The organism is Micromonospora sp. NPDC049903 (genome assembly GCF_044460945.1).
In the GTDB taxonomy this organism is placed as follows: domain Bacteria; phylum Actinomycetota; class Actinomycetes; order Mycobacteriales; family Micromonosporaceae; genus Micromonospora.
The window spans coordinates 1,064,395-1,082,793 of the sequence record NZ_JBITKL010000001.1; the positions used below are offsets into that span (position 1 = coordinate 1,064,395).

Here is an 18,399-nt window from a genome sequence, read left to right on the forward strand (position 1 = left end):
CTTTTTATTAATTCCCGCCACAGGGCGTGTTTTTTGGCTCACCAGCGGCCGGGGGCCCCCCCCCCCCCCGGCGCCCCCCCCCCGCGCGCGGGGGGGGCCGGCCTCTCGGGTCGCGCGGGGTTACCGGACAGTGGGTGTCGGCCGGGACCGACGCCCCGGACCGGAGGGCGGGATCAGCGGCCGGGCGCGGGCGCGGTCGAGCCGCGTACCACCAGCTCCGGCTCGAAGAGCAACTCGTCGGCGAGCACGCCGCCGCCCTCGATCTGGGTCACCAGCAGGTCCACGGCGGCCTGCCCCATGGTCTCGATCGGCTGGCGCACCGTGGTCAGCGGCGGGTCGGTGCAGGTCATGAACGCGGAGTCGTCGAAGCCGACCACCGAGACGTCGCGCGGCACCGAGCGGCCGAGCCGACGGACCGCGCGGATCGCGCCGAGGGCCAGCACGTCACTGGCGCAGATCACCCCGGTCACCCCCCGGTCGACCAGTTTGCTCGCGGCGACCCGGGCGCCCTCCATGGAGAAGCTGGACCGCGCCACCAACTCGGTGCCGTCGCCCCAGCCGGCGACCCGCCCCAGGGCGGCCAGCTTGCGTCGCGACGGCACGTGGTCCTCCGGGCCGAGCACCAGGCCGATCCGCTCGTGCCCGAGCGAGCGCAGGTGGCCGTACGCCTGCTCGACCGCCACCGCGTCGTCGGTGGAGACCCGGGGGAAGCCCAGCTCGTCGACACCGGCGTTGACCAGCACCACCGGCAGACCCCGGTCGGTCAGTCGACGGTAGTGCTCGTGCGAGGCGTCGGCCAACGCGTACGAGCCACCGGCGAAGATGACCCCGGAGACCTGGTGGTCGAGGAGCATCTCCACGTACGCCGACTCGGAGACCCCGCCGATCGTCCGGGCGCAGAGCGCGGGGGTGAACCCGCGTTGCGCCAGCGACCCGGTGACCACCTCGGCGAGCGCCGGGAAAATCGGGTTCTGCAGCTCGGGCAGCACCAACCCCACCAGCCGGGCGCGTTCGCCACGCAGCTTGCTCGGGCGCTCGTAGCCGAGCACGTCCAGGGCGGTGAGCACCGCGGTCCGGGTCGCCTCGGCCACGCCACCGCGGCCGTTGAGCACCCGACTCACGGTGGCTTCGCTGACGCCCGCCTTGCGGGCCACCTCGGTCAACCGTTTCGTCACGGCCGCAATCCTACGTCCCATGACTGCAAAAACAGAACAGGCATCTGTCGCGTACTGACGCGCGACGTCAGATCAGGAGCCCAGATCGCGCAACGCTTCGGACACCGCCCGATGGAAGGTCGGGTACGCGTAGATCATGTGCCGGAGCTGCGCCAACGGCACCGCCGCGTGCACCGCCACCGCCAGACCGGAGAGCACCTCGCCACCGGCCGGTCCGGCCGAGGTGGCGCCGACCAGCACCCCCTGGTCCGCGTCGGCGACCAGCTTGATGAACCCGGCGCCCTCGGTGCGGTGGATCCACCCCCGGGTGGACGAGGCGAGTTCGGTGAAGCCGACCTGCACGTTGATGCCGCGTTCCCGGGCCTGCTGCTCGGTGAGACCGACCGCACCGATCTCAGGGTCGGTGAAGGTGACCCGGGGCAGGGCCCGGTAGTCGGCGCGGGGCACCGACCCGGCCCCGCCGCTCGACCCGGTGGCCGCCAACGAACTGGCCACGCCGACCGCGCCACCGACCACACTGGAGGTGCCGCTGGGGTCCGCGCCGCCGTCCGCCCGCCGGACGTGGTCGAGCAGGTCGGCGACCACGATGGACGCCTGGTACATGGCGATGTGGGTGAACGCGCCCTCACCGGTCACGTCGCCGACCGCCCAGATCCCGTCGGTGACATGCAGCCGGTCGTCCACGGCCAGATACCGACGGCTCGCGTCGACCCCGACCGTGTCCAGCCCCAACTCGTCGAGGTGGGCGCGGCGGCCGGTCACCACCAGCAGCCGCTCGGCGGTGAACTCCGCGCCGTCCGCGCCGTGCAGGGTGAACCCGTCCGGGCCGTGCGCGACCCGGGCCGCGCGTACCCCGGTGTGGATCTCGACTCCGTCGGCGCGCAGCGCGGTGGCGGCCACCTCGGACGCCTCCGGCTCCTCCACCGCGAGCACCCGGTCGAACGCCTCGACCACGGTGACGCGTACGCCGAACCGGGCGAACACCTGGGACAACTCCAAGCCGATCGCCCCGCCACCCAGCACCAGCAGCGACTCGGGCAAGTCCTCGACCTCGATGGCCTCCCGGTTCGTCCAGTACGGCGTACCGGCCAGCCCGTCGATCGGCGGCACCGACGGCGCGGTGCCGGTGCCCAGCACGATCCCGTGCCGGGCCTGGAAGACCCGGTCGCCGACCCGGACCCGGCCCGGCCCGTCGAGCCGGCCGCTGCCCCGGACGAAGCGCCCGCCCTTGCCGGTGAGGCGCTCCACGGCGGCCCGGTCGTCCCAGTCGTCGGTGGCCTCCGCGCGGATCCGCTGCGCCACCGGTGCCCAGTCCGGCCGAACCTGGGCGGTCCCGGCCAGCCCGTCGACCCGCCGCGCCTCGGCCAGCGCGTTCGCCGCGCGGATCATCATCTTGCTCGGGATGCAGCCCCAGTACGGGCACTCCCCGCCGACCAGGTTCCGCTCGACGCCGACCACGGTGAGACCGGCCTCGGCGAGTCGCCCGGCCACCTCCTCACCGCCGACGCCGAGCCCGAGCACGACCACGTCCACGACTTCCGGCTCCGCCATCCCGTCAGCATCGCGCACCGGTCGCCCGCCGACCACCCGGCCACGCGGCGCGTCTCAGCGCAGCCAGACCGGATCCACCGCGCGCGCCGCCGTGGGCGGTGGATAGTCCAGGTCGCCGCGAAGCGCCTCGGGCAGCCGCCACGGCTGGTGCACCGCCTTACCGGACACCGCCGCCAGCTCCGGCACCCACCGCCGCACGTACGCGCCCTCCGGGTCGTACCGTTCGGCCTGCCGGATCGGGTTGAACCCCCGGTACGGCCGGGTGTCGTTGCCGGTGCCGGCCACCCACTGCCAGTTGCCCGAGTTGTTCGCCACGTCCCCGTCCAGCAGCCACCGGGAGTAGACCCCCAAGCCGTCGCGCCAGTCCAGGCCGAGCGACTTGGTCAGGTAGCCGGCGGTGATCAGGCGCGCCCGGTTGTGCAGCCAGCCCTCGGCCCGCAACTGCCGCATCCCGGCGTCCACGATCGGCACGCCGGTGCGCCCCACCGTCCAGTCCGCGATCGCGTCGTCGTCGTACCGCCACTGCTCGGTGACGCCGCGTCGGTAGGCCGTCCGGGAGATGTCCGGGAAGGCGGCGGTGACCTGGTAGTAGAAGTCCCGCCAGCAGATCTGCCGGACGAACGGCGACGCGGGGTCACCGGCCCGGTTCGCCACACTCAGCGGCGACACGCAGCCGAACCGCAGGTAGGGGCTGATCCGGGAGGTGGCGTCACCGGCCATGTCGTCGTGCCGGTCGCCGTAGTCGGCCAGGTGCGGCATCCACCGGTCGAGCCGACGCCGCGCCTCCGTCTCGCCGCCCACCGCCGCGTCCGGCGACTCACCGTCGGGCAGCGCCGGCAGGCGGCCCACCGCCACCCCGCCCGGCAGCGACACCCGGGACGGCGCGGCCAGCTCGTCGCGCCACCGCTGCCCGCTCCAGGCCCGATGGTACGGGCTGAACACCCGGTAGTGGTCACCACCGCTCGGCTTCGTCGCCCCCGGCTCCACCACCGTCAGACCGGGGAAGAAGCGCAGGTGCAGCCGGTGCCGGTCGCACTCGGCACGCAGCCGGTCGGCCCGCCGGGTGGCGTACCGGGAGACGTCGGCCGACAGCGCCACCGCCTCGGCACCCACCTCCCCGGCCAGCCGGATCGTCTCGGCCACCGGGTCGCCGTGCCGCAGCACCAGGTCACCGCCGAGCCGGCGCAGCGCGTCACGCAGGTCGGCGAGGCTCTGGTGCAGGAAGCGGGTGCGGTTGGGCGACAGCTGCGCCAGCACCGGGTCCAGCACGTACAACGGCACCACCCGGTCGAAGGCGGCACAGGTCGTCGCCAGCGCCGGGTGGTCGTGCACCCGCAGGTCGCGGGTGAACAGCACGACGGCGGTACGCCCGCTCACCGCAGCCGGGGCCCGGGTAGCTCGACCGGCGTGCCGGCCGGGGTGAGCAGGGCACGGGAGGCGACCGCCATCCGGCGTCGCCGGGGCACGGTGGCCCGCCGGACGAACACGTCGTAGTCCTGGGCGGCGACCTCGTCGAGGATCCCGCCGTACAGCGCGTACGCGGTGCGGATGCAGGCCTGCGAGGCGGGGTCGAGCAGCAGCACCCCCGATGCGGCGGCGGCGTAGTGGGTCTGCGCGCGGCCCACCTCGTGCCGGATCAACTCCCGCACCGGCTCGATGGTCCGACCCGCCGCCCGGCAGGCCAGCAGGTCCTCGCGGGTCACCCCGAAGGTCTCCAGGTCCTCCTCCGGCAGGTACGTCCGGCCCCGGTCCAGGTCCTCGGCGACGTCCCGGATGAAGTTGGTGAGCTGGAACGCGAAGCCCAGTTGGCGGGCCGGTTCCCGAGCCGCCGCCGGGGCGGAGCTGCCCAGGATGGGCAGCATCATGGTGCCGATGACCGCCGCCGAGCCCTCCATGTAGTCCAGCAGGTGGGCGTAGGTGCGGTACGAGGTCACGGTCAGGTCCATCGCCATGCTCTTGAGGAACGCGGCGAAGTCCTCCCGGTCCAGGTCGAACACGGCGATGGTGTGCAGCACTGCCGGCAGCAGCGGGTCGTCGACCTGCTCGCCGTGCAGTCCGGCGATGAACCGGCCGCCCCAGTCGTCCAGCCGGGCGGCACGGGCCGGCGGGGGCAGCGCCTCTGTCTGGTCGACGATCTCGTCCGCGTACCGAGTGAATCCATATAAGGCGTGCACATGACGCCGTTTCCATGCGGGTAGTAGGCGGGTGGCGAGATAGTAGGTACGCCCGTGGCGTTTGTGCAGCTCACGGCACCTCTCGTAGGCGGCGTTGAGATCCGTCTCCACGGGCCCCTCCTCGAAAATCGACGCACCAATCGACGCAACTTGAAACCTTAGGGTACGCTCAGCCGCATGGCCAGCGACCGACTTACCGGTAACCTGCTTCGCGTGGCGCCTGAGCAGCCGGTCGGGGACGACGATCCGATCCGGGCCGTTCTGGCCGCTTACACCCGGGATCTCGTCACCGCCGTCGACGAGACCCTCACCGACTTCCTGACCGCCGAGGTCGACGCGCTGGCGGAAATCGACGCGGCGATGGGCGGTTTCGCCGCGACCGCACGTGACTACGTCCTCGCCGGTGGCAAGCGGGTCCGCCCCACGTTCGCCTACTGGGGATGGCGCGGCGCGGCCGGCGGCGACGAACCGCTGGCCCCGGTGCTGCCCGCACTGGCCACGTTGGAGCTGCTGCACACCTTCGCGCTGGTGCACGACGACGTGATGGACGCGTCCGCCACCCGACGCGGCCGGCCCACCGCGCACATGGCGGTGGCCGCCCAGCACGCCGCCGCCGGCCGTAACGGCGACTCGGGCCGCTTCGGGGAGGCCGTCGCGGTGCTGATCGGCGACCTCTGCATGGTCTGGGCCGACCAGTTGCTGTCCCGCGCCGCCCTGCCCCCGGGCCGACTGCTCGCGGTACGCCGCGGGTACGACCGGATGCGGGTGGAGACGGTCGCCGGGCAGTACCTCGACATCCTCGGCGAAGCCGACCCGGAGAGCTGGTCGGTCGACCGGGCGCTGCGGGTGGCCCGCTACAAGACCGCCAGCTACACCGTCCAGCGCCCGCTGCTCTTCGGCGCCAGCCTGGCCGGCGTCACCGACGACGACCGCCTGACCGCGGCCTACACCGCCTACGGCCTCTGCGTCGGGGAGGCGTTCCAGCTCCGTGACGACCTGCTCGGCGTGTACGGCGACCCGGTCACCACCGGCAAGCCGGCCGGTGACGACCTGCGCACCGGCAAGCCGACCGCGCTGCTCGTACTGGCCCGGGAGATGGCCACTCCGGCCCAACTTCGGGAGCTGGACGGCACCGGCGACCCGGTCACCGGGCCCCAGGTCGCCCGGCTGGCCGAGGTGGTCGTCGACACCGGCGCGGTGGACCGGATCGAGCGGATGATCGACGAGCGGGTCGACCAGGCCCTGGCGGCGCTCGACACCGTCGCCGTGGACGAGACCGCGCGGGTGGCGCTGGCCGGTCTCGCGGCGGTGGCCACCCACCGGAGGGCATGATGGGGAGATTCTCGGTGCGGACCGTGGACGGACGTACGGATCGGGTGGTGGTCGTCGGGGCGGGTCTCGGCGGCCTGGCCTGCGCGCTGCACCTGGCCGGCAGCGGACGGCAGGTGACCCTGCTGGAACGTGAGCCGGTGCCGGGCGGACGAGCCGGGCGGCTCAGCGTGGACGGCTACGAGTTCGACACCGGTCCCACCGTGCTCACCATGCCCGACCTGATCGCCGAGGCGCTCGGCGCGGTGGGCGAGGAGTTGTCCGACTGGGTCGACCTGATGCCGCTCGACCCGGCGTACCGCGCCTACTACCCGGACGGCTCCACGCTCGACGTGGTGACCGACACCGCCCGGATGGCGGCGGAGATCTCCCGGGTCTGCGGGCCCCGCGAGGCCGACGGCTACCTGCGGTTCGTCGAATTCGCCCGCAACCTGTGGCGGTTGGAGCGGGCCGACTTCATCGAGCGCAACCTCGACGCCCCCACCGACCTGCTCACCGCCAACCTGCTCAAGCTGGTCGCCACCGGCGCCTTCCGGCGACTCCAGACCAAGATCAACCAGTTCTTCCGCGACCCGCGTACCCGGCGCATCTTCTCCTTCCAGGCGATGTACGCCGGCCTCGCCCCGCACGACGCGCTGGCCATCTACGCGGTCATCGCCTACCTCGACTCCGTCGCCGGGGTCTACTTCCCGCGCGGCGGCATCCACGCGGTCTCGCGCGGGCTGGCCGGCGCCGCCGAGAAGCACGGCGTCAAGATCCGGTACGGCACCACGGTGACCCGGGTGGAGACCGCCAACGGCCGGGCCACCGGCGTGCTGACCGCCGACGGCGAGTTCGTCCCCGCCGACGTGGTGGTCCTCAACCCCGACCTGCCGGTGGCCTACCGCGACCTGCTGCCGGCGACCCGGCAGCGCCGACTGACCTACTCGCCGTCCTGCGTCGTGCTGCACGTCGGCTCGACCCAGGGCTACCGGCGCATCGCGCACCACAACATCCATTTCGGGCGTGCCTGGAAGGGCACGTTCGACGAGGTCATCCGGCGCGGCGAGCTGATGACCGACCCGTCCCTGCTGGTCACCAACCCGAGCCGGACGGACCCGTCGGTCGCGCCCGCCGGGCGGCACACCTACTACGTGCTCGCCCCGGTGCCCAACCTGGAACGGGCGCCCTTCGAGTGGCGGGGCGACCTCACCGCCCGGTATTCCGACCAGCTCGTCGCCACCCTCGAGGAACGCGGCTACGTCGGCTTCGGCGCGGGTGTCGAGGTGCTCCGGGCGGTCACCCCGGCCGAGTGGGCGGAGCAGGGCATGGCCGCCGGCACCCCGTTCGCCGCCGCGCACACCCTGTTCCAGACCGGCCCGTTCCGCCCGTCCAACCTGCACCCGTCACTGTCCAACGTGGTCTTCGTCGGCTCGGGCACGCAGCCCGGCGTCGGAGTGCCTATGGTGCTCATCTCGGGCAAGCTGGCCGCCGGCCGCATCACCGGCGACGGCCGGTGAACGAAGGATGGCTCTGATGTCACTGTCGCGGGAAGCCCACCTGGTCGAGCTGGTCGACGACGCGGGCCGACGGATCGGGTCGGCCACCGTGGCCGCCGCCCACCAGACCCCCGGTCAACTGCACCGCGCCTTCTCGGTGCTGCTCGTCTCGCCGGACGGCCGGATCCTGCTCCAGCGCCGGGCCGCGGCGAAGACACGGTTCCCGCTGCGCTGGGCCAACACGTGCTGCGGCCACCCGCAGCCCGGCGAGGACGTCGCCGAGTCCGCCAACCGCCGGTTGCGCGAGGAACTCGGCGTCGGTCCGGTGGCGTTGACCGAGGTCGGGGTGCACGTGTATCGCGCCGAGGATCCGTCCACCGGTCGGGTCGAGGTCGAGTACGACCACGTCCTGCGCGGCGAGTTCTCGCCGGACACACCACTGGCACCCGAGCCCGCCGAGGTCGCCGAGCTGCGCTGGGTGGACCCTGCGGCGCTGACCACCGAGCTCGACCGCGACCCCGACGCGTACGCGCCGTGGCTGGCCGGAGTGGTGGACCGTCTGCTGCACCCCTCGGCCTCGGCCGCCGACGGGTCGGAGCGGCCGGGTGGCCGATGAGGCTCTGAGCGCGGGGGCGGTCGCCCGGCGACTCGGCGTCGCGGTGACCACGCTGCGCACCTGGCACCAGCGCTACGGCCTCGGGCCCAGCGAGCACGTACCCGGGCACCACCGCCGCTACACGGCGGCCGACCTTGCCCGGCTGGAGGTCATGCGACGGCTCACCGGTGAGGGGGTCAGTCCGGCCGAGGCGGCACGATGGGCCCGACAAACCCCGGCCACGGCGGCGCACGACGCCGCCCGGTCGAGGACCGCACGGGACGGCGGCGGCAACACCATCCCGGTGGGCCGTGCCGGTCCGGCGGCGCGCGGTCTGGCCCGCGCCGCGATGCGGCTGGACTCGGTCGCCATCAGCGAGGCGATCTCCCGCAGCCTGGTCACCGAGGGTGTGATCGGCACCTGGGACAGACTGCTGCGCCCGGTGCTCGCCGGGATCGGGCAGCGGCACGCCACGACCGCCGCGCTGATCGAGGTGGAACATCTGGTGTCGCGTTGCGTGTCGGCGGCGTTCGCCGCGGCGACGGCCACCCGTCCCGCTCTCGGGCCGCCACGCATCCTGCTCTCCTGCGCCGACGAGGAGCAGCACAGCCTGCCCCTGGAGGCGCTGGCCGCCGCGCTGACCGAGGCCGGTGTCGGGCACCGGATGCTCGGTGCCCGGGTCCCGGTGGCGGCACTGCTGGACGCGATCGACCGGACCGGACCGGCCGCCGTGGTGGTCTGGTCGCACACCCGGGCCACGGCCGATCCCGCACAGCTCAGCGCCCTGCTCACCGTTCCCCGCCGGCCCCTGCTGGTGCTCGCGGCGGGGCCGGGTTGGCGGGCCGAGACCCTGCCGGCGGGGGTGATCCGCCCGATCGACCTGACCGAGGCGGTCTCGCTCGTCGTCGCCGTACGCGATTCGCTCGACCGTCCGGCCGCGTCCTGATCGAAATTTCAGGGCCTTTACAGCCCTCTGTACGCGTTCAGGGCTTTCGGCCGGCACGGAAAGCGGCGGCGTCCTGACCCGGCGTTTGTCCACTCAAATCGGGTGAACTAGCGTCGGGCAGTCCGTCGAACCCGAACCCCTCTCGGGAGCGAACGATGCGTACCCGTGTCCTGCTCGCGTGTGTCACGAGCCTGGTCCTGCTGGCCACCGGCTGCAGCAGTGGCGGCGACTCGCCCCAGGCGTCCCCGTCCAGCCCTCCTCCGTCGGCCGCCCTGCCACCGGAGCCGTCGCCGACGCCGACGCTGGCCCCGACCAAGCCCCCGCTGCGGGCGCTGCCGGCCAAGCTGCCGGCCGGGCTGGTCCGCACCACCGGAGCCGAGGGGGTGGCTCTCACCTTCGACGACGGACCCGATCCGACCTGGACGCCCAAGGTGCTGGACCGCCTCAAGAAGGCCGGCGTCACCGCCACCTTCTGCGTGGTCGGCAAGCAGGTCCGCAAGCACCCCGACCTGCTCCGGCGGATCGTCCGGGAAGGGCACCAGCTCTGCAACCACAGCTGGAACCACGATCTCGACCTCGCCCGGCGTCCGGTCGCCGAGATCCGCGCCGACCTGGTCCGGACGAACAAGGAGATCCGGCGGGCGGTACCCGACGCGGAGATCCCGTTCTACCGCCAGCCCGGCGGCCGGTGGACCGCCGAGGTGGTCCGGGTAGCCAAGAAGCTCGACATGCGGTCGCTGCACTGGACGGTGGACCCGCAGGACTGGGCCAGGCCGACCGCCGCCACGATCGAGAAGCGGGTGAAGCGCACCGCCAAGCCCGGAGCGGTGGTGCTGCTGCACGACGGCGGCGGCAATCGGGCCGCCACGCTCGCCGCCTGCACCAAGGTGATCGCCGCCCTGAAGCGCGACCTCGGCATCACCAGGCTCGATTAGACACCGCTCTGAGCTGCGGTTTTGCGAGACTTTGTGGCTGTAGCCATACCGGTTTGGCCGACCGGTGAGACATCACGTATGCTTTCCAAGCCTCCGGCGGGGCCGGATGGGAGCAAGTCCGCTCACGTTGCGAATGTGCAATGATAGCGGGGCCGCCCTCATCGTCTAGCGGCCCAGGACGCCGCCCTTTCAAGGCGGTAGCACGGGTTCGAATCCCGTTGGGGGCACGGTCCGACTTCGGTCGGATGCAACACCAGCTAGGTCCTGTGGAGCAGTTGGAGTGCTCGCCGCCCTGTCAAGGCGGAGGTCGCGGGTTCAAGTCCCGTCAGGACCGCAAGCGCTGACGCCGCGCACCTCGCGCGGCGTTCTGCGTATCGGGGCATGTGACCCTCCCGACGGGGACCCGGTGGGACGGGTAGCATGAGCCGAGCACCACGGCCAGGTAGCTCAGTTGGTACGAGCGTCCGACTGAAAATCGGAAGGTCGGCGGTTCGACCCCGCCCCTGGCCACATAGCCTTTCGCCGGGCTACAGCAACGCCGACCAGCGGATTCGCAGGTCGGCGTCTTGCTTTCCCCGGGTACGCGGGTCAGTCGTCCTGACGGCGTTGCGCCAATCCGTTCTGGATCGCGTCCCACACGCTGCGACCCGCGTGCAGGATGCTCTCCCCGGTCTGCTCGGCCAACTGGCGGGCCGTCGACGGCTCCGGTCCGGACGGTGTCGCGCGGCCCGCCTCCGGCTCCTTCTCGACCCTGTCCCGCTGCCCGTTCTGCGGACCGCCCCCATCCGGGCCGCCTCGATCCGGGCCGGCGCCACCCGGTGCGCTGTCGGCCACCGCCCCGATCGCCCCCACCTGTTGCCCGAGATCGTCGGTGGCCCCACCCGGCGGCCCGATCCCGGGATCCGGCGCGCCACCGACCCCGTCGGCGGTCTGACCGACCGCCTGTCCCTCCGGCCCCGCGCCCCGGCCGACCGGCGATCCACCCGCCCGGTCCGTGGCCTGCCCGACCGCCGGGCCGCCCACCGGGCCGCCAGCGGACCCGATCGGAGCGCCGCCCGGGCGACCCGAAGGTTCGCCCCCCGAATCTCCCGCCCGCCGACCGGGGCGCCCGGTCGGCGGGCCGCTCACCGGGGCGGCGGGACGGTCGGGTGGCCCGGGCCGCTGTTCCGCGCCGCCCGTCCGGCGGGGCGCGTCGATCACCTGCGGATTGTGGTCGATCGTGGTGAGGGCGCGGTCGAGGATCGTGACCAGCTTCTCCAGGCGTACCTTGAGCAGGGCCTGGGCCTGTGCTCCGGTGACGTCCAGATCCACACCCTCCAGGTGGACGCGGGCACCGGCGTCGATCTCCAGCAGGCCAGCCACCCGGGCCCGCAGGGAGAGGTCGGCGTCCAGCCCGTCGACGGAGAGCCGGATCGAGTCGACCGACACCCTCGGCACGTCCAGCAGGACGTCCGGCTCCGCCCCCGCCGGCTCGTCGCCGCCCCCGCCGGGACGGTCCCGGTGCACCGTTCCGAGGCGCGGCTCGTGCGGGTGTCCGGCACCGGGTACCCACTCCTGTGGCTGTTCGCCCATGGTCTCCGCTCCGCCCCACCGCCCGGACCACCCCGGGCGGCATCGCGCGGCGGATACCCGCTCCGGGGGCCGCCATCCGCCGATGTCCGCCGCGCACCGGAATCAACCCGTAAACGGATCTTCCGGCAGGTCTCGGCCTTGCCGGAAGCTGCGCACGCGGGCATCAGCCGGTATGGTCCGGGCCTATGGGACAGGGGATTACCGATCCGGTCGACATCCAGCAGGATCACGAACGGTTCACGATCCACAGCACCCTGGTCGTCCCGACCACCCCCGAGCATGCCTACGCGGTCTTCACCAGCAGGCTCGCCGACTGGTGGGTGATGGAGTACACCTGGTCCGGCCCCGAGGCCCTGGCCGAGTTGGGCATGGAGCAACAGGCCGGCGGCATGCTCTACGAGATCGGTCCCTACGGCTTCCGCAACGACTGGGGCCGGGTGCTGACCTGGGATCCGCCCCGGCGGCTGGTGTTCACCTGGCAGATCGGTGCGGACCGCGCGCCGGTGCCCGATCCGGCGCAGGCCAGCGAGGTCGAGGTGCTGTTCACGCCGGAAGGCACCGACAGCACTCTGGTCGAGGTCGCGCACCGGCACTTCGACCGGCACGGCCAGGCCGCCGAGGGCTACCGGCAGGCGCTGACCGCCGGCTGGCACGAGCTGCTGTCCCGGTACGCCACCACGGTGGTCCAGTCCGGCACCTGAGGACGTCGCCTCCGCCGGATTCTCCTGCGCACGTGACCCGGCGCCGTCGGGCCTCGCGGCTCAGGCGGCCCGGTGCCGCAGGGTGGCCACCGTCGAGCCGGCGAGGGTCAGCAGGCACTCCGGCAGCAGCCCGTCGGCCACCGCCGCACCGAACAGGGCACGGGCCGTGTCCAGGTCCGAGTTGGCGTACGCGCTGACGAAGCGGGCCACCCAGCGGGCGTCGTACTCGGCCTGGTCGATGTCGGGGAAGTCGAGCGCACAGGCGCCGGGCGGCACCGGATCACCGACCATCGTCGCGGCCAGGCACCACGCCACGTCGTACGCCCCGACGAGACCGGACCGGTCCACCACCGCGTCGAATGTCCCGACCACACCGTCGGAGTCGCCGTCGAGCGCCGAACTGAGGATGGCGGTGGCGTCGTCGTACGTCTGCTGTGGCGAGTCGGTCACCCACCGCACGGTAGGGGGCCCGGTCAAGCAACCGTCGAAGGTCACTCTCCGTAATTAGTGAGGGCGACCTGCGGATAGACAGGCCTCCACGGTCCCACGGAACGTCACGGCACGTTAGTCTGCGCAGCGGACCTTCGCCGTAGGAAGGACGACGATGCACATGTCACGCGGCTCGCGGGCGGCAATCCTGGCCGCCTGCGCCACCCTCCTGCTCGCCACCAGCGCATGCGGGAACGACCAGGCCGAAGAGGCGAGCGCCGACCAGGTGCGCCTCTACGGTACGGACGGCAACATGCTCAACTCGTACCCGGAAGAGTTGCAGGATCGCGCCAACCTGGTCGACGGCATGAAGGGCACCACCCCCCTGACTCCGCTGCCGGAGGACTTCAAGAACCGGCTACGGTCCATCGACTCGGGGCTCACCGACTTCCTCTACGCCGCCGAGGCGTACGACGCGGTGGTGATCAGCGCCCTCGCGACGGAACTCGCCGGCAGCACCAACCCGGCGGCCATCGCCCGGCAGGTCGTCGGCGTCACCAACGAGGGCACCCGCTGCGAGACCCCCGCCAGGTGCCTGCGGCTGGCCAGCGACGGCGACGACATCGAGTACCGCAGCGTCTCGATCACCCGCGCCGGGTTCACCGACGCCGGTGAGCCCGCCACCGCCAGCTACGCCACCCTGCACTTCGACAACCAGCAGCTCAACGACGCCAAGACGGAGTTCGTCGGCGCCGGGGACGAGTCGGCCGCGAGCACGAAGTCACCGCCGCGCGGCAACCGGCAGACCAGCACCGCGCCGCTCGTCCTCGGCGGGCTGCTGCCCAAGACCGGCGACCTGGCCCTGGCGTACCCGCCGATCGCAGCCGGTGTGGCGCTGGCGATCAAGGAGATCAACGCGGCCGGCGGTGTGCTCGGCGAGGACGTGGTCTGGATCGACGGCGACGACGGCACCGACCCGACGGTCGCCAAGCGGACGATCGCCAGCCACGTCGACGCCGGGGTGCACGTGATCATCGGTGCCGGTGCTTCCGGGATCTCGGCCGCCGTCCTGCCCGACGTGGTGAGGGCCGGACTCATCCTGTTCTCCCCGTCGAACACCGCCGCGTCGCTGACCGACGCGGACGACAACGGTCTCTACTTCCGCACCGCGCCGCCGGACAGCCTGCAGGGTCGGGCGTTGGCCGACGTGGTCCTCCGCGACGGGCCGCAGAAGATCGCCATCGTGGCCCGTAAGGACGCCTACGGCGAGGGCCTCCAGGAGGCTGTCCGGACCGAGCTGGAGCGGGCCGGTTTCGGCGGCGACAAGGTGAAGCTGCTCGGCTACGAGCCGGGCGAGGGCGCCGACGCCGCACCGATCAACTTTAACGACGGCGCCAAGCAGATCAAGGACTTCGGTGCCGACGCCGTACTCATCATCGGCTTCAGTGAGTCGGCCGCGGTGATCCGGGCCCTGGCGGACGCCGACGTGCCGCTGGCCGCGATGGGCCGCTGACCGATCCGACAGCGACGGCCGCACCGGAGGGTTCCGGTGCGGCCGTCGTGGTCTCGCGGTCGGTCTCAGCGTCCGCGACGCCGGTCCAGGAACTCCGTCATCCGGCGGTGCTTCTCGTCGTCCTCGAAAAGCACCGCCTGGCTGACCAGATCCAGGTGCGGATGGGCGGCGGGCGGTGCGTCGACGGCGAGCTTGGTTAGCCGCAGCGCCAGCGCCGAGCCCTTCGCCATCTCGTCGATCAGCTCGTGGGCGGCCGGCAACAACTCCGCCGGACCCGACACCACGCGGTTGACCAGACCGATCCGGGACGCCTCCGCGGCGTCCACCCGGCGACCGGTGAACAACAACTCCTTGGCCCGGGCCTCGCCGACCAGCGCCGGCAGCCGGTGCGTCGCGCCGGCACCGGCCAGGATGCCGAGCCGCACCTCCGGCTGGCCGAAGACCGCCCGCTCGGTGCACACCCGGAGATCGCAGGCGTACGCCAGTTCGGCGCCGCCGCCGAGCGCAGGACCGTCGACGGCCGCCACGGTCGGCATCGGCAGCGACCGGATCCGGGCGAACGCGGCCGAGTTGATCGCGGTCAGCGCGTCCAGGCGGCCCCGCTCGCGCAGTTGGCCGATGTCGGCCCCACCGGCGAAGATCCCGTCGGTGCCGCCGGTCAGCAGCAGCATCCGGGGGCGGGCCTCCAGGTCGGCGCAGACCTCGTGCAGCGCGGCGATCAGGTCGGCGTCGATGGCGTTGCGCTTCTCCGGCCGGTCCAGCGTGACCACCAACCGGTCCGGGCGTTCCTCGACCCGCAGCCCGCCGCTCATCGGGTCGTCCCCGCCGAGTCGGCGGAGGCGCCGCCCGCCTCGGTCCGCGCCGTGCCGTCCATACGCACGCCGTCGACCCAGTGGTAGAAACCCTGCCCGGACTTCTTACCCAGCCGGCCGGCCGCCACCATCTCCGCCAACAGCGGCGGTGGCGCGAACCGGTCCCCGTACGCGGCCTGGAGGGTGCGGGCGATGTCGAGGCGCACGTCCAGACCCACCAGATCGGTCAGCTCCAGCGGCCCGACCGGGTGCCGGTAGCCGAGCACCATCGCCTTGTCGATGTCGGCCGGGTCGGCCACCCCGTCGGCGACCATCCGGATCGCCTCCAGTCCGAGGGCCACCCCGAGCCGCGAGGTGGCGAAGCCCGGCATGTCGCGTACCACCACCGGGTCCTTGCCCAGCCGGGTGGCGAGCGTGACGGCGGCGGCGGTGGCCTCCGGCGCGGTGGCCGCCCCGACCACGATCTCCAGCAGCGCCATCGCCCAGACCGGGTTGAAGAAGTGCAGCCCGCAGAAGCGCTCGGGCCGGGTCAGTCCCTCGGCCAACTCGGCGATCGGGATGCTGGAGGTGTTGCTGCCCAGCAGGGCCGGGTGCAGCGCCTCCGCCTCGGCCAGCACGGCCCGTTTCAGGTCGAGCCGTTCCGGGACCGCCTCCACGATCACCTGCGGCTCCGCGGCCACCTCGGCGAGCCCGGCCCGCAGCGTGACGCGTTCCTGGTTCGCGGCGGCCTGCGCCACGGTCAGCTTGCCGCGCCGTACGCCCCGGTCCCACAGCTCGGCGAGCCGGGTCATGGCCGCCGCGCCGCGTTCCCGGTCCACCTCGACCAGTTCCACCGCGTGGCCGGCGCCGGCCGCCACGTACGCGATGCCGAGCCCCATCGTGCCGGCACCCACCACCACGAATCGTTCAGTCACGATGCCACCACCGCAGGGTGACGACGACACGCTCTCCGACGCCGTCGACGCGCGGGATCGCCGCCACGCCGCAACCGGCCCGTACGCTCCGCTCAGTCATGCTGCGACCCTATGCAGCACCGACCGGGCCCGATGCGTGGGGGCGGACGGGATCGGGTACAGACCGCCGACAGCCAAGGGAAGGACGAACAGATGAGCCAGGCACCGGAGACCACGGGCGACGCGGGCACCCAGGAGACCGTCGAGACGCGCGGCGACGAGCGCATCGAGTTGTTGCGCGCCGACACCAACAACGACGGCCGCACCGACGTCTGGGTGGTCGACACCGACGGTGACGGCAAGGCCGACCTGTTCCAGTTCGACACCGACGGCGACGGCAAGGTGGACGTCACGATGGTCGACATCGACGAGGACGGTCAGCCGGACGAGGTCGTCGACGGCGACGGCGGCCTGCCGCCCGAGCAGCTCCCGCCGACCGTCCAGGTCTGACGCTGTGAGGTAAGGAAGGGTCCCCTGCTAACGCCTACGGCATAGCAGGGGACCCTTCCTAACATCCGGAGAGCGCGTCAGGTGGCCAGGCGCAGGGTGGCGAGGTAGTACGGGGCGTCCCGGTCGTCCACGTCGGTCAGTCGCCAGGCGGTGCCCCGGACCAGCTCGGCGAGTTCGTCCGGCGAGCAGACCAGGTAGTCGAACCAGGGCGTACCCAGTTCGCGGTAGCGCAGCCGCAGCCGGAGCTGCCCGCCGAGACGGCCCCGTCGACGGTTGCGCTCGTGGTAGCCGCTGTGCACCGGATCGGTGGTGCCGTACGGGTCGGTGCCATGCGCGATCACCTGCGCCCCGGGATTGGCCATCGCGGCCAGGGCCGCCAGGAAGGCGGGTGCGCGTTCCCGGCCCTCGAACAGGCCCAGGTTGTTGCCGAGCAACAGGAACGTGTCGTAACGCCGTCCGCTGGCGCAGTGCTCGTCGACCGTGCCGTGCACCAGGTCGCGTACGCCCCGACGTCGGCACACCGCGAGCGCGCCGGGCGAGACGTCCAGCCCGGTCACCGGTACGCCGCGCTCCTGCAACAGCAGAGCGATCCGACCGGCGCCGACGCCGACGTCCAGGGTCGCGCCCCGGACCCGGTCCACGGCCCGGTGGTCGTGTGGTTGCCACTCCTGCGGCCCGGCCAGGTAGTGGGCGGCGGGCGCGCCGTTGACCAGCCCGTCGTCCCGTTCGATGATCTCGATGACCGGTCGCGGCAGTCGCCCGCCGGCCAGCGGCCGGGGACCGACCCCGGTCGCCACCGCCAGCGCGTCGCGCAGCAGTTCTCCGAAGACGTCACCGATCCGTGGTTCCCCCGTCACGTCCGTAACGCTAACGGGCTGCTCAGTCAGGCGCGACGCCCGTATCCTGGGCGACGTGACCACGTTGGACCGCCTCTCGGCGGAGAAGTACATACTCCTCACGACCTTCCGCAAGGACGGCCGCGCGGTGCCGACCCCGGTCTGGGCGGTACGCGACGGCGACGCTCTGGCGGTGTGGTCTGCGGCGGACGCCGGCAAGGTGAAGCGGATCCGGCGCAGTGGGGATGTCACGGTGGCGCCGTGCGACGTGCGCGGTCGACCCCATGGCGAGGCGGTGCCCGCCCGGGCGAGCCTCTACGACCCCGGAGCGACCGATCGCATCCGGGGGCTGATCAAGCAGAAGTACCGAGTGATCGGGCGGCTGACGCTGCTCGGCAGCCGACTGCGCCGGGGCACCGGCGGCACGGTGGGGATCCGGGTCGAGCTGACCGGCTGAGCCGGTGCGCGACCGGGCCGCACCGGGTGGCGGACATGACGAAGGGCGACGGATTCGGGAGAATCCGTCGCCCTTCGTGTTTCCAGCTATCTACCGGCCAGTCAGTCCCCCTGGCGCTGCTGCGGGATCTGCCCCTGCAACAGCGCCCTGACCTCGGACTCGCGATACCGGCGGTGGCCGCCCAGGGTCCGGATGGCGCTCAGCTTGCCGGCCTTCGCCCAGCGGGTCACCGTCTTCGGGTCGACACGGAACATCGACGCCACCTCGGCCGGTGTGAGTAGCGGCTCTGGTTCGTGCGTTCGCGATGCCATCGGTCACTCCTCCACATGTAGAGACATCGGCCGGGGTCCCGCCGGCCGACGCGTCTCCCATGGTCCGGCTAGTCCCCGATGTCCGACATGGGCCGAACGGCCGAACGTCCCTAGACGGACGGATGAACCATGCCCGATTTATACGACTTTTACACGCCAGAAAGTACCTTATTCGGACTCAT

The 18,399-nt window shown here is 72.5% G+C and carries 19 protein-coding genes and 3 tRNA genes; 12 read left to right on the forward strand and 10 right to left on the reverse strand.

Going from position 1 to position 18,399, the window contains the following annotated elements; translation table 11 throughout:
- Window positions 1-173 precede the first annotated feature (173 nt).
- The 4 genes from ACIBO1_RS04565 to ACIBO1_RS04580 all read right to left on the reverse strand — a co-directional run bounded on the left by ACIBO1_RS04565 (window position 174) and on the right by ACIBO1_RS04580 (window position 5,011).
- Window positions 174-1,175 carry a LacI family DNA-binding transcriptional regulator gene (locus ACIBO1_RS04565; protein WP_396741383.1) on the reverse strand — a complete coding sequence of 334 codons (1,002 nt, stop codon included), beginning with the start codon at window positions 1,173-1,175 and terminating at the stop codon, window positions 174-176.
- Between the two features lie 72 nt (window positions 1,176-1,247).
- Window positions 1,248-2,726 (reverse strand): dihydrolipoyl dehydrogenase family protein, encoded by a 1,479-nt coding sequence (locus ACIBO1_RS04570; protein WP_396741385.1) that lies wholly within the window; start codon window positions 2,724-2,726, stop codon window positions 1,248-1,250.
- A 54-nt stretch (window positions 2,727-2,780) separates the two neighbouring features.
- Window positions 2,781-4,103, reverse strand: coding sequence for a cryptochrome/photolyase family protein (locus tag ACIBO1_RS04575; protein WP_396741387.1), 1,323 nt, complete (start codon window positions 4,101-4,103; stop codon window positions 2,781-2,783).
- On the reverse strand, window positions 4,100-5,011 hold the full coding sequence (locus tag ACIBO1_RS04580; protein ID WP_396741389.1) for a phytoene/squalene synthase family protein: 912 nt from the start codon (window positions 5,009-5,011) through the stop codon (window positions 4,100-4,102). Before ACIBO1_RS04580 ends, ACIBO1_RS04575 begins: the two co-directional genes overlap by 4 nt.
- A gap of 66 nt (window positions 5,012-5,077) precedes the next feature.
- Here ACIBO1_RS04580 and ACIBO1_RS04585 point away from each other — a divergent pair, with 66 nt between their 5' ends.
- The 8 genes from ACIBO1_RS04585 (at window position 5,078) to ACIBO1_RS04620 (ending at window position 10,693) form a co-directional block, all read left to right on the forward strand.
- Window positions 5,078-6,232, forward strand: coding sequence for a polyprenyl synthetase family protein (locus ACIBO1_RS04585; protein ID WP_396741391.1), 1,155 nt, complete (start codon window positions 5,078-5,080; stop codon window positions 6,230-6,232).
- 14 nt (window positions 6,233-6,246) lie between these two features.
- The gene (crtI, locus tag ACIBO1_RS04590) at window positions 6,247-7,728 is read left to right on the forward strand and encodes a phytoene desaturase family protein (RefSeq protein ID WP_396741393.1); all 1,482 of its coding nucleotides are present in this window, start codon (window positions 6,247-6,249) and stop codon (window positions 7,726-7,728) included.
- A 16-nt stretch (window positions 7,729-7,744) separates the two neighbouring features.
- On the forward strand, window positions 7,745-8,323 hold the full coding sequence (idi, locus tag ACIBO1_RS04595; RefSeq protein WP_396741395.1) for an isopentenyl-diphosphate Delta-isomerase: 579 nt from the start codon (window positions 7,745-7,747) through the stop codon (window positions 8,321-8,323).
- Window positions 8,313-9,248: a MerR family transcriptional regulator gene (locus ACIBO1_RS04600; protein ID WP_396741397.1), complete on the forward strand. Its 936-nt coding sequence runs from the start codon at window positions 8,313-8,315 to the stop codon at window positions 9,246-9,248. The genes idi and ACIBO1_RS04600 overlap by 11 nt, the downstream gene beginning before the upstream one ends.
- Window positions 9,249-9,403: 155 nt before the next feature.
- A complete protein-coding gene (locus tag ACIBO1_RS04605) occupies window positions 9,404-10,183 on the forward strand; it encodes a polysaccharide deacetylase family protein (RefSeq protein ID WP_396741399.1) in 780 nt (259 codons plus the stop codon).
- Between the two features lie 154 nt (window positions 10,184-10,337).
- Window positions 10,338-10,410, forward strand: a tRNA-Glu gene (locus ACIBO1_RS04610).
- A 33-nt stretch (window positions 10,411-10,443) separates the two neighbouring features.
- Window positions 10,444-10,517, forward strand: a tRNA-Asp gene (locus ACIBO1_RS04615).
- A 102-nt stretch (window positions 10,518-10,619) separates the two neighbouring features.
- A tRNA-Phe gene (locus ACIBO1_RS04620) sits at window positions 10,620-10,693 on the forward strand.
- Window positions 10,694-10,771: 78 nt separating this feature from the next.
- On the opposite strand, the gene ACIBO1_RS04625 is transcribed toward ACIBO1_RS04620, so the two are convergent.
- Entirely contained in the window at window positions 10,772-11,755 is a 984-nt protein-coding gene (locus tag ACIBO1_RS04625; RefSeq protein ID WP_396741401.1) for a hypothetical protein, read from the reverse strand.
- Window positions 11,756-11,940: 185 nt separating this feature from the next.
- Between ACIBO1_RS04625 and ACIBO1_RS04630 the strand changes: the two genes are divergently transcribed.
- On the forward strand, window positions 11,941-12,456 hold the full coding sequence (locus ACIBO1_RS04630; RefSeq protein WP_396741403.1) for an SRPBCC family protein: 516 nt from the start codon (window positions 11,941-11,943) through the stop codon (window positions 12,454-12,456).
- A gap of 60 nt (window positions 12,457-12,516) precedes the next feature.
- Here ACIBO1_RS04630 and ACIBO1_RS04635 read toward each other — a convergent pair whose 3' ends face one another.
- A complete protein-coding gene (locus ACIBO1_RS04635) occupies window positions 12,517-12,906 on the reverse strand; it encodes a hypothetical protein (RefSeq protein ID WP_396741405.1) in 390 nt (129 codons plus the stop codon).
- Between the two features lie 154 nt (window positions 12,907-13,060).
- On the opposite strand from ACIBO1_RS04635, the gene ACIBO1_RS04640 reads away from it, so the two are divergent.
- Window positions 13,061-14,398, forward strand: a complete 1,338-nt coding sequence (locus ACIBO1_RS04640) for an ABC transporter substrate-binding protein (protein WP_396741407.1) — start codon at window positions 13,061-13,063, stop codon at window positions 14,396-14,398.
- Window positions 14,399-14,463: 65 nt separating this feature from the next.
- On the opposite strand, the gene ACIBO1_RS04645 is transcribed toward ACIBO1_RS04640, so the two are convergent.
- Window positions 14,464-15,210, reverse strand: coding sequence for an enoyl-CoA hydratase/isomerase family protein (locus ACIBO1_RS04645; RefSeq protein ID WP_396741409.1), 747 nt, complete (start codon window positions 15,208-15,210; stop codon window positions 14,464-14,466).
- Window positions 15,207-16,124: a 3-hydroxyacyl-CoA dehydrogenase family protein gene (locus ACIBO1_RS04650; protein ID WP_396741411.1), complete on the reverse strand. Its 918-nt coding sequence runs from the start codon at window positions 16,122-16,124 to the stop codon at window positions 15,207-15,209. Before ACIBO1_RS04650 ends, ACIBO1_RS04645 begins: the two co-directional genes overlap by 4 nt.
- 192 nt (window positions 16,125-16,316) lie before the next feature.
- Between ACIBO1_RS04650 and ACIBO1_RS04655 the strand changes: the two genes are divergently transcribed.
- A complete protein-coding gene (locus tag ACIBO1_RS04655; protein ID WP_350697571.1) occupies window positions 16,317-16,613 on the forward strand; it encodes a hypothetical protein in 297 nt (98 codons plus the stop codon).
- Window positions 16,614-16,690: 77 nt separating this feature from the next.
- On the opposite strand, the gene ACIBO1_RS04660 is transcribed toward ACIBO1_RS04655, so the two are convergent.
- The gene (locus ACIBO1_RS04660; protein WP_396741413.1) at window positions 16,691-17,470 is read right to left on the reverse strand and encodes a class I SAM-dependent methyltransferase; all 780 of its coding nucleotides are present in this window, start codon (window positions 17,468-17,470) and stop codon (window positions 16,691-16,693) included.
- A gap of 55 nt (window positions 17,471-17,525) precedes the next feature.
- On the opposite strand from ACIBO1_RS04660, the gene ACIBO1_RS04665 reads away from it, so the two are divergent.
- Entirely contained in the window at window positions 17,526-17,906 is a 381-nt protein-coding gene (locus tag ACIBO1_RS04665; protein ID WP_117229983.1) for a PPOX class F420-dependent oxidoreductase, read from the forward strand.
- 101 nt (window positions 17,907-18,007) lie between these two features.
- Here ACIBO1_RS04665 and ACIBO1_RS04670 read toward each other — a convergent pair whose 3' ends face one another.
- Window positions 18,008-18,217, reverse strand: coding sequence for a BldC family transcriptional regulator (locus tag ACIBO1_RS04670; protein ID WP_007073996.1), 210 nt, complete (start codon window positions 18,215-18,217; stop codon window positions 18,008-18,010).
- Window positions 18,218-18,399: the final 182 nt, after the last annotated feature.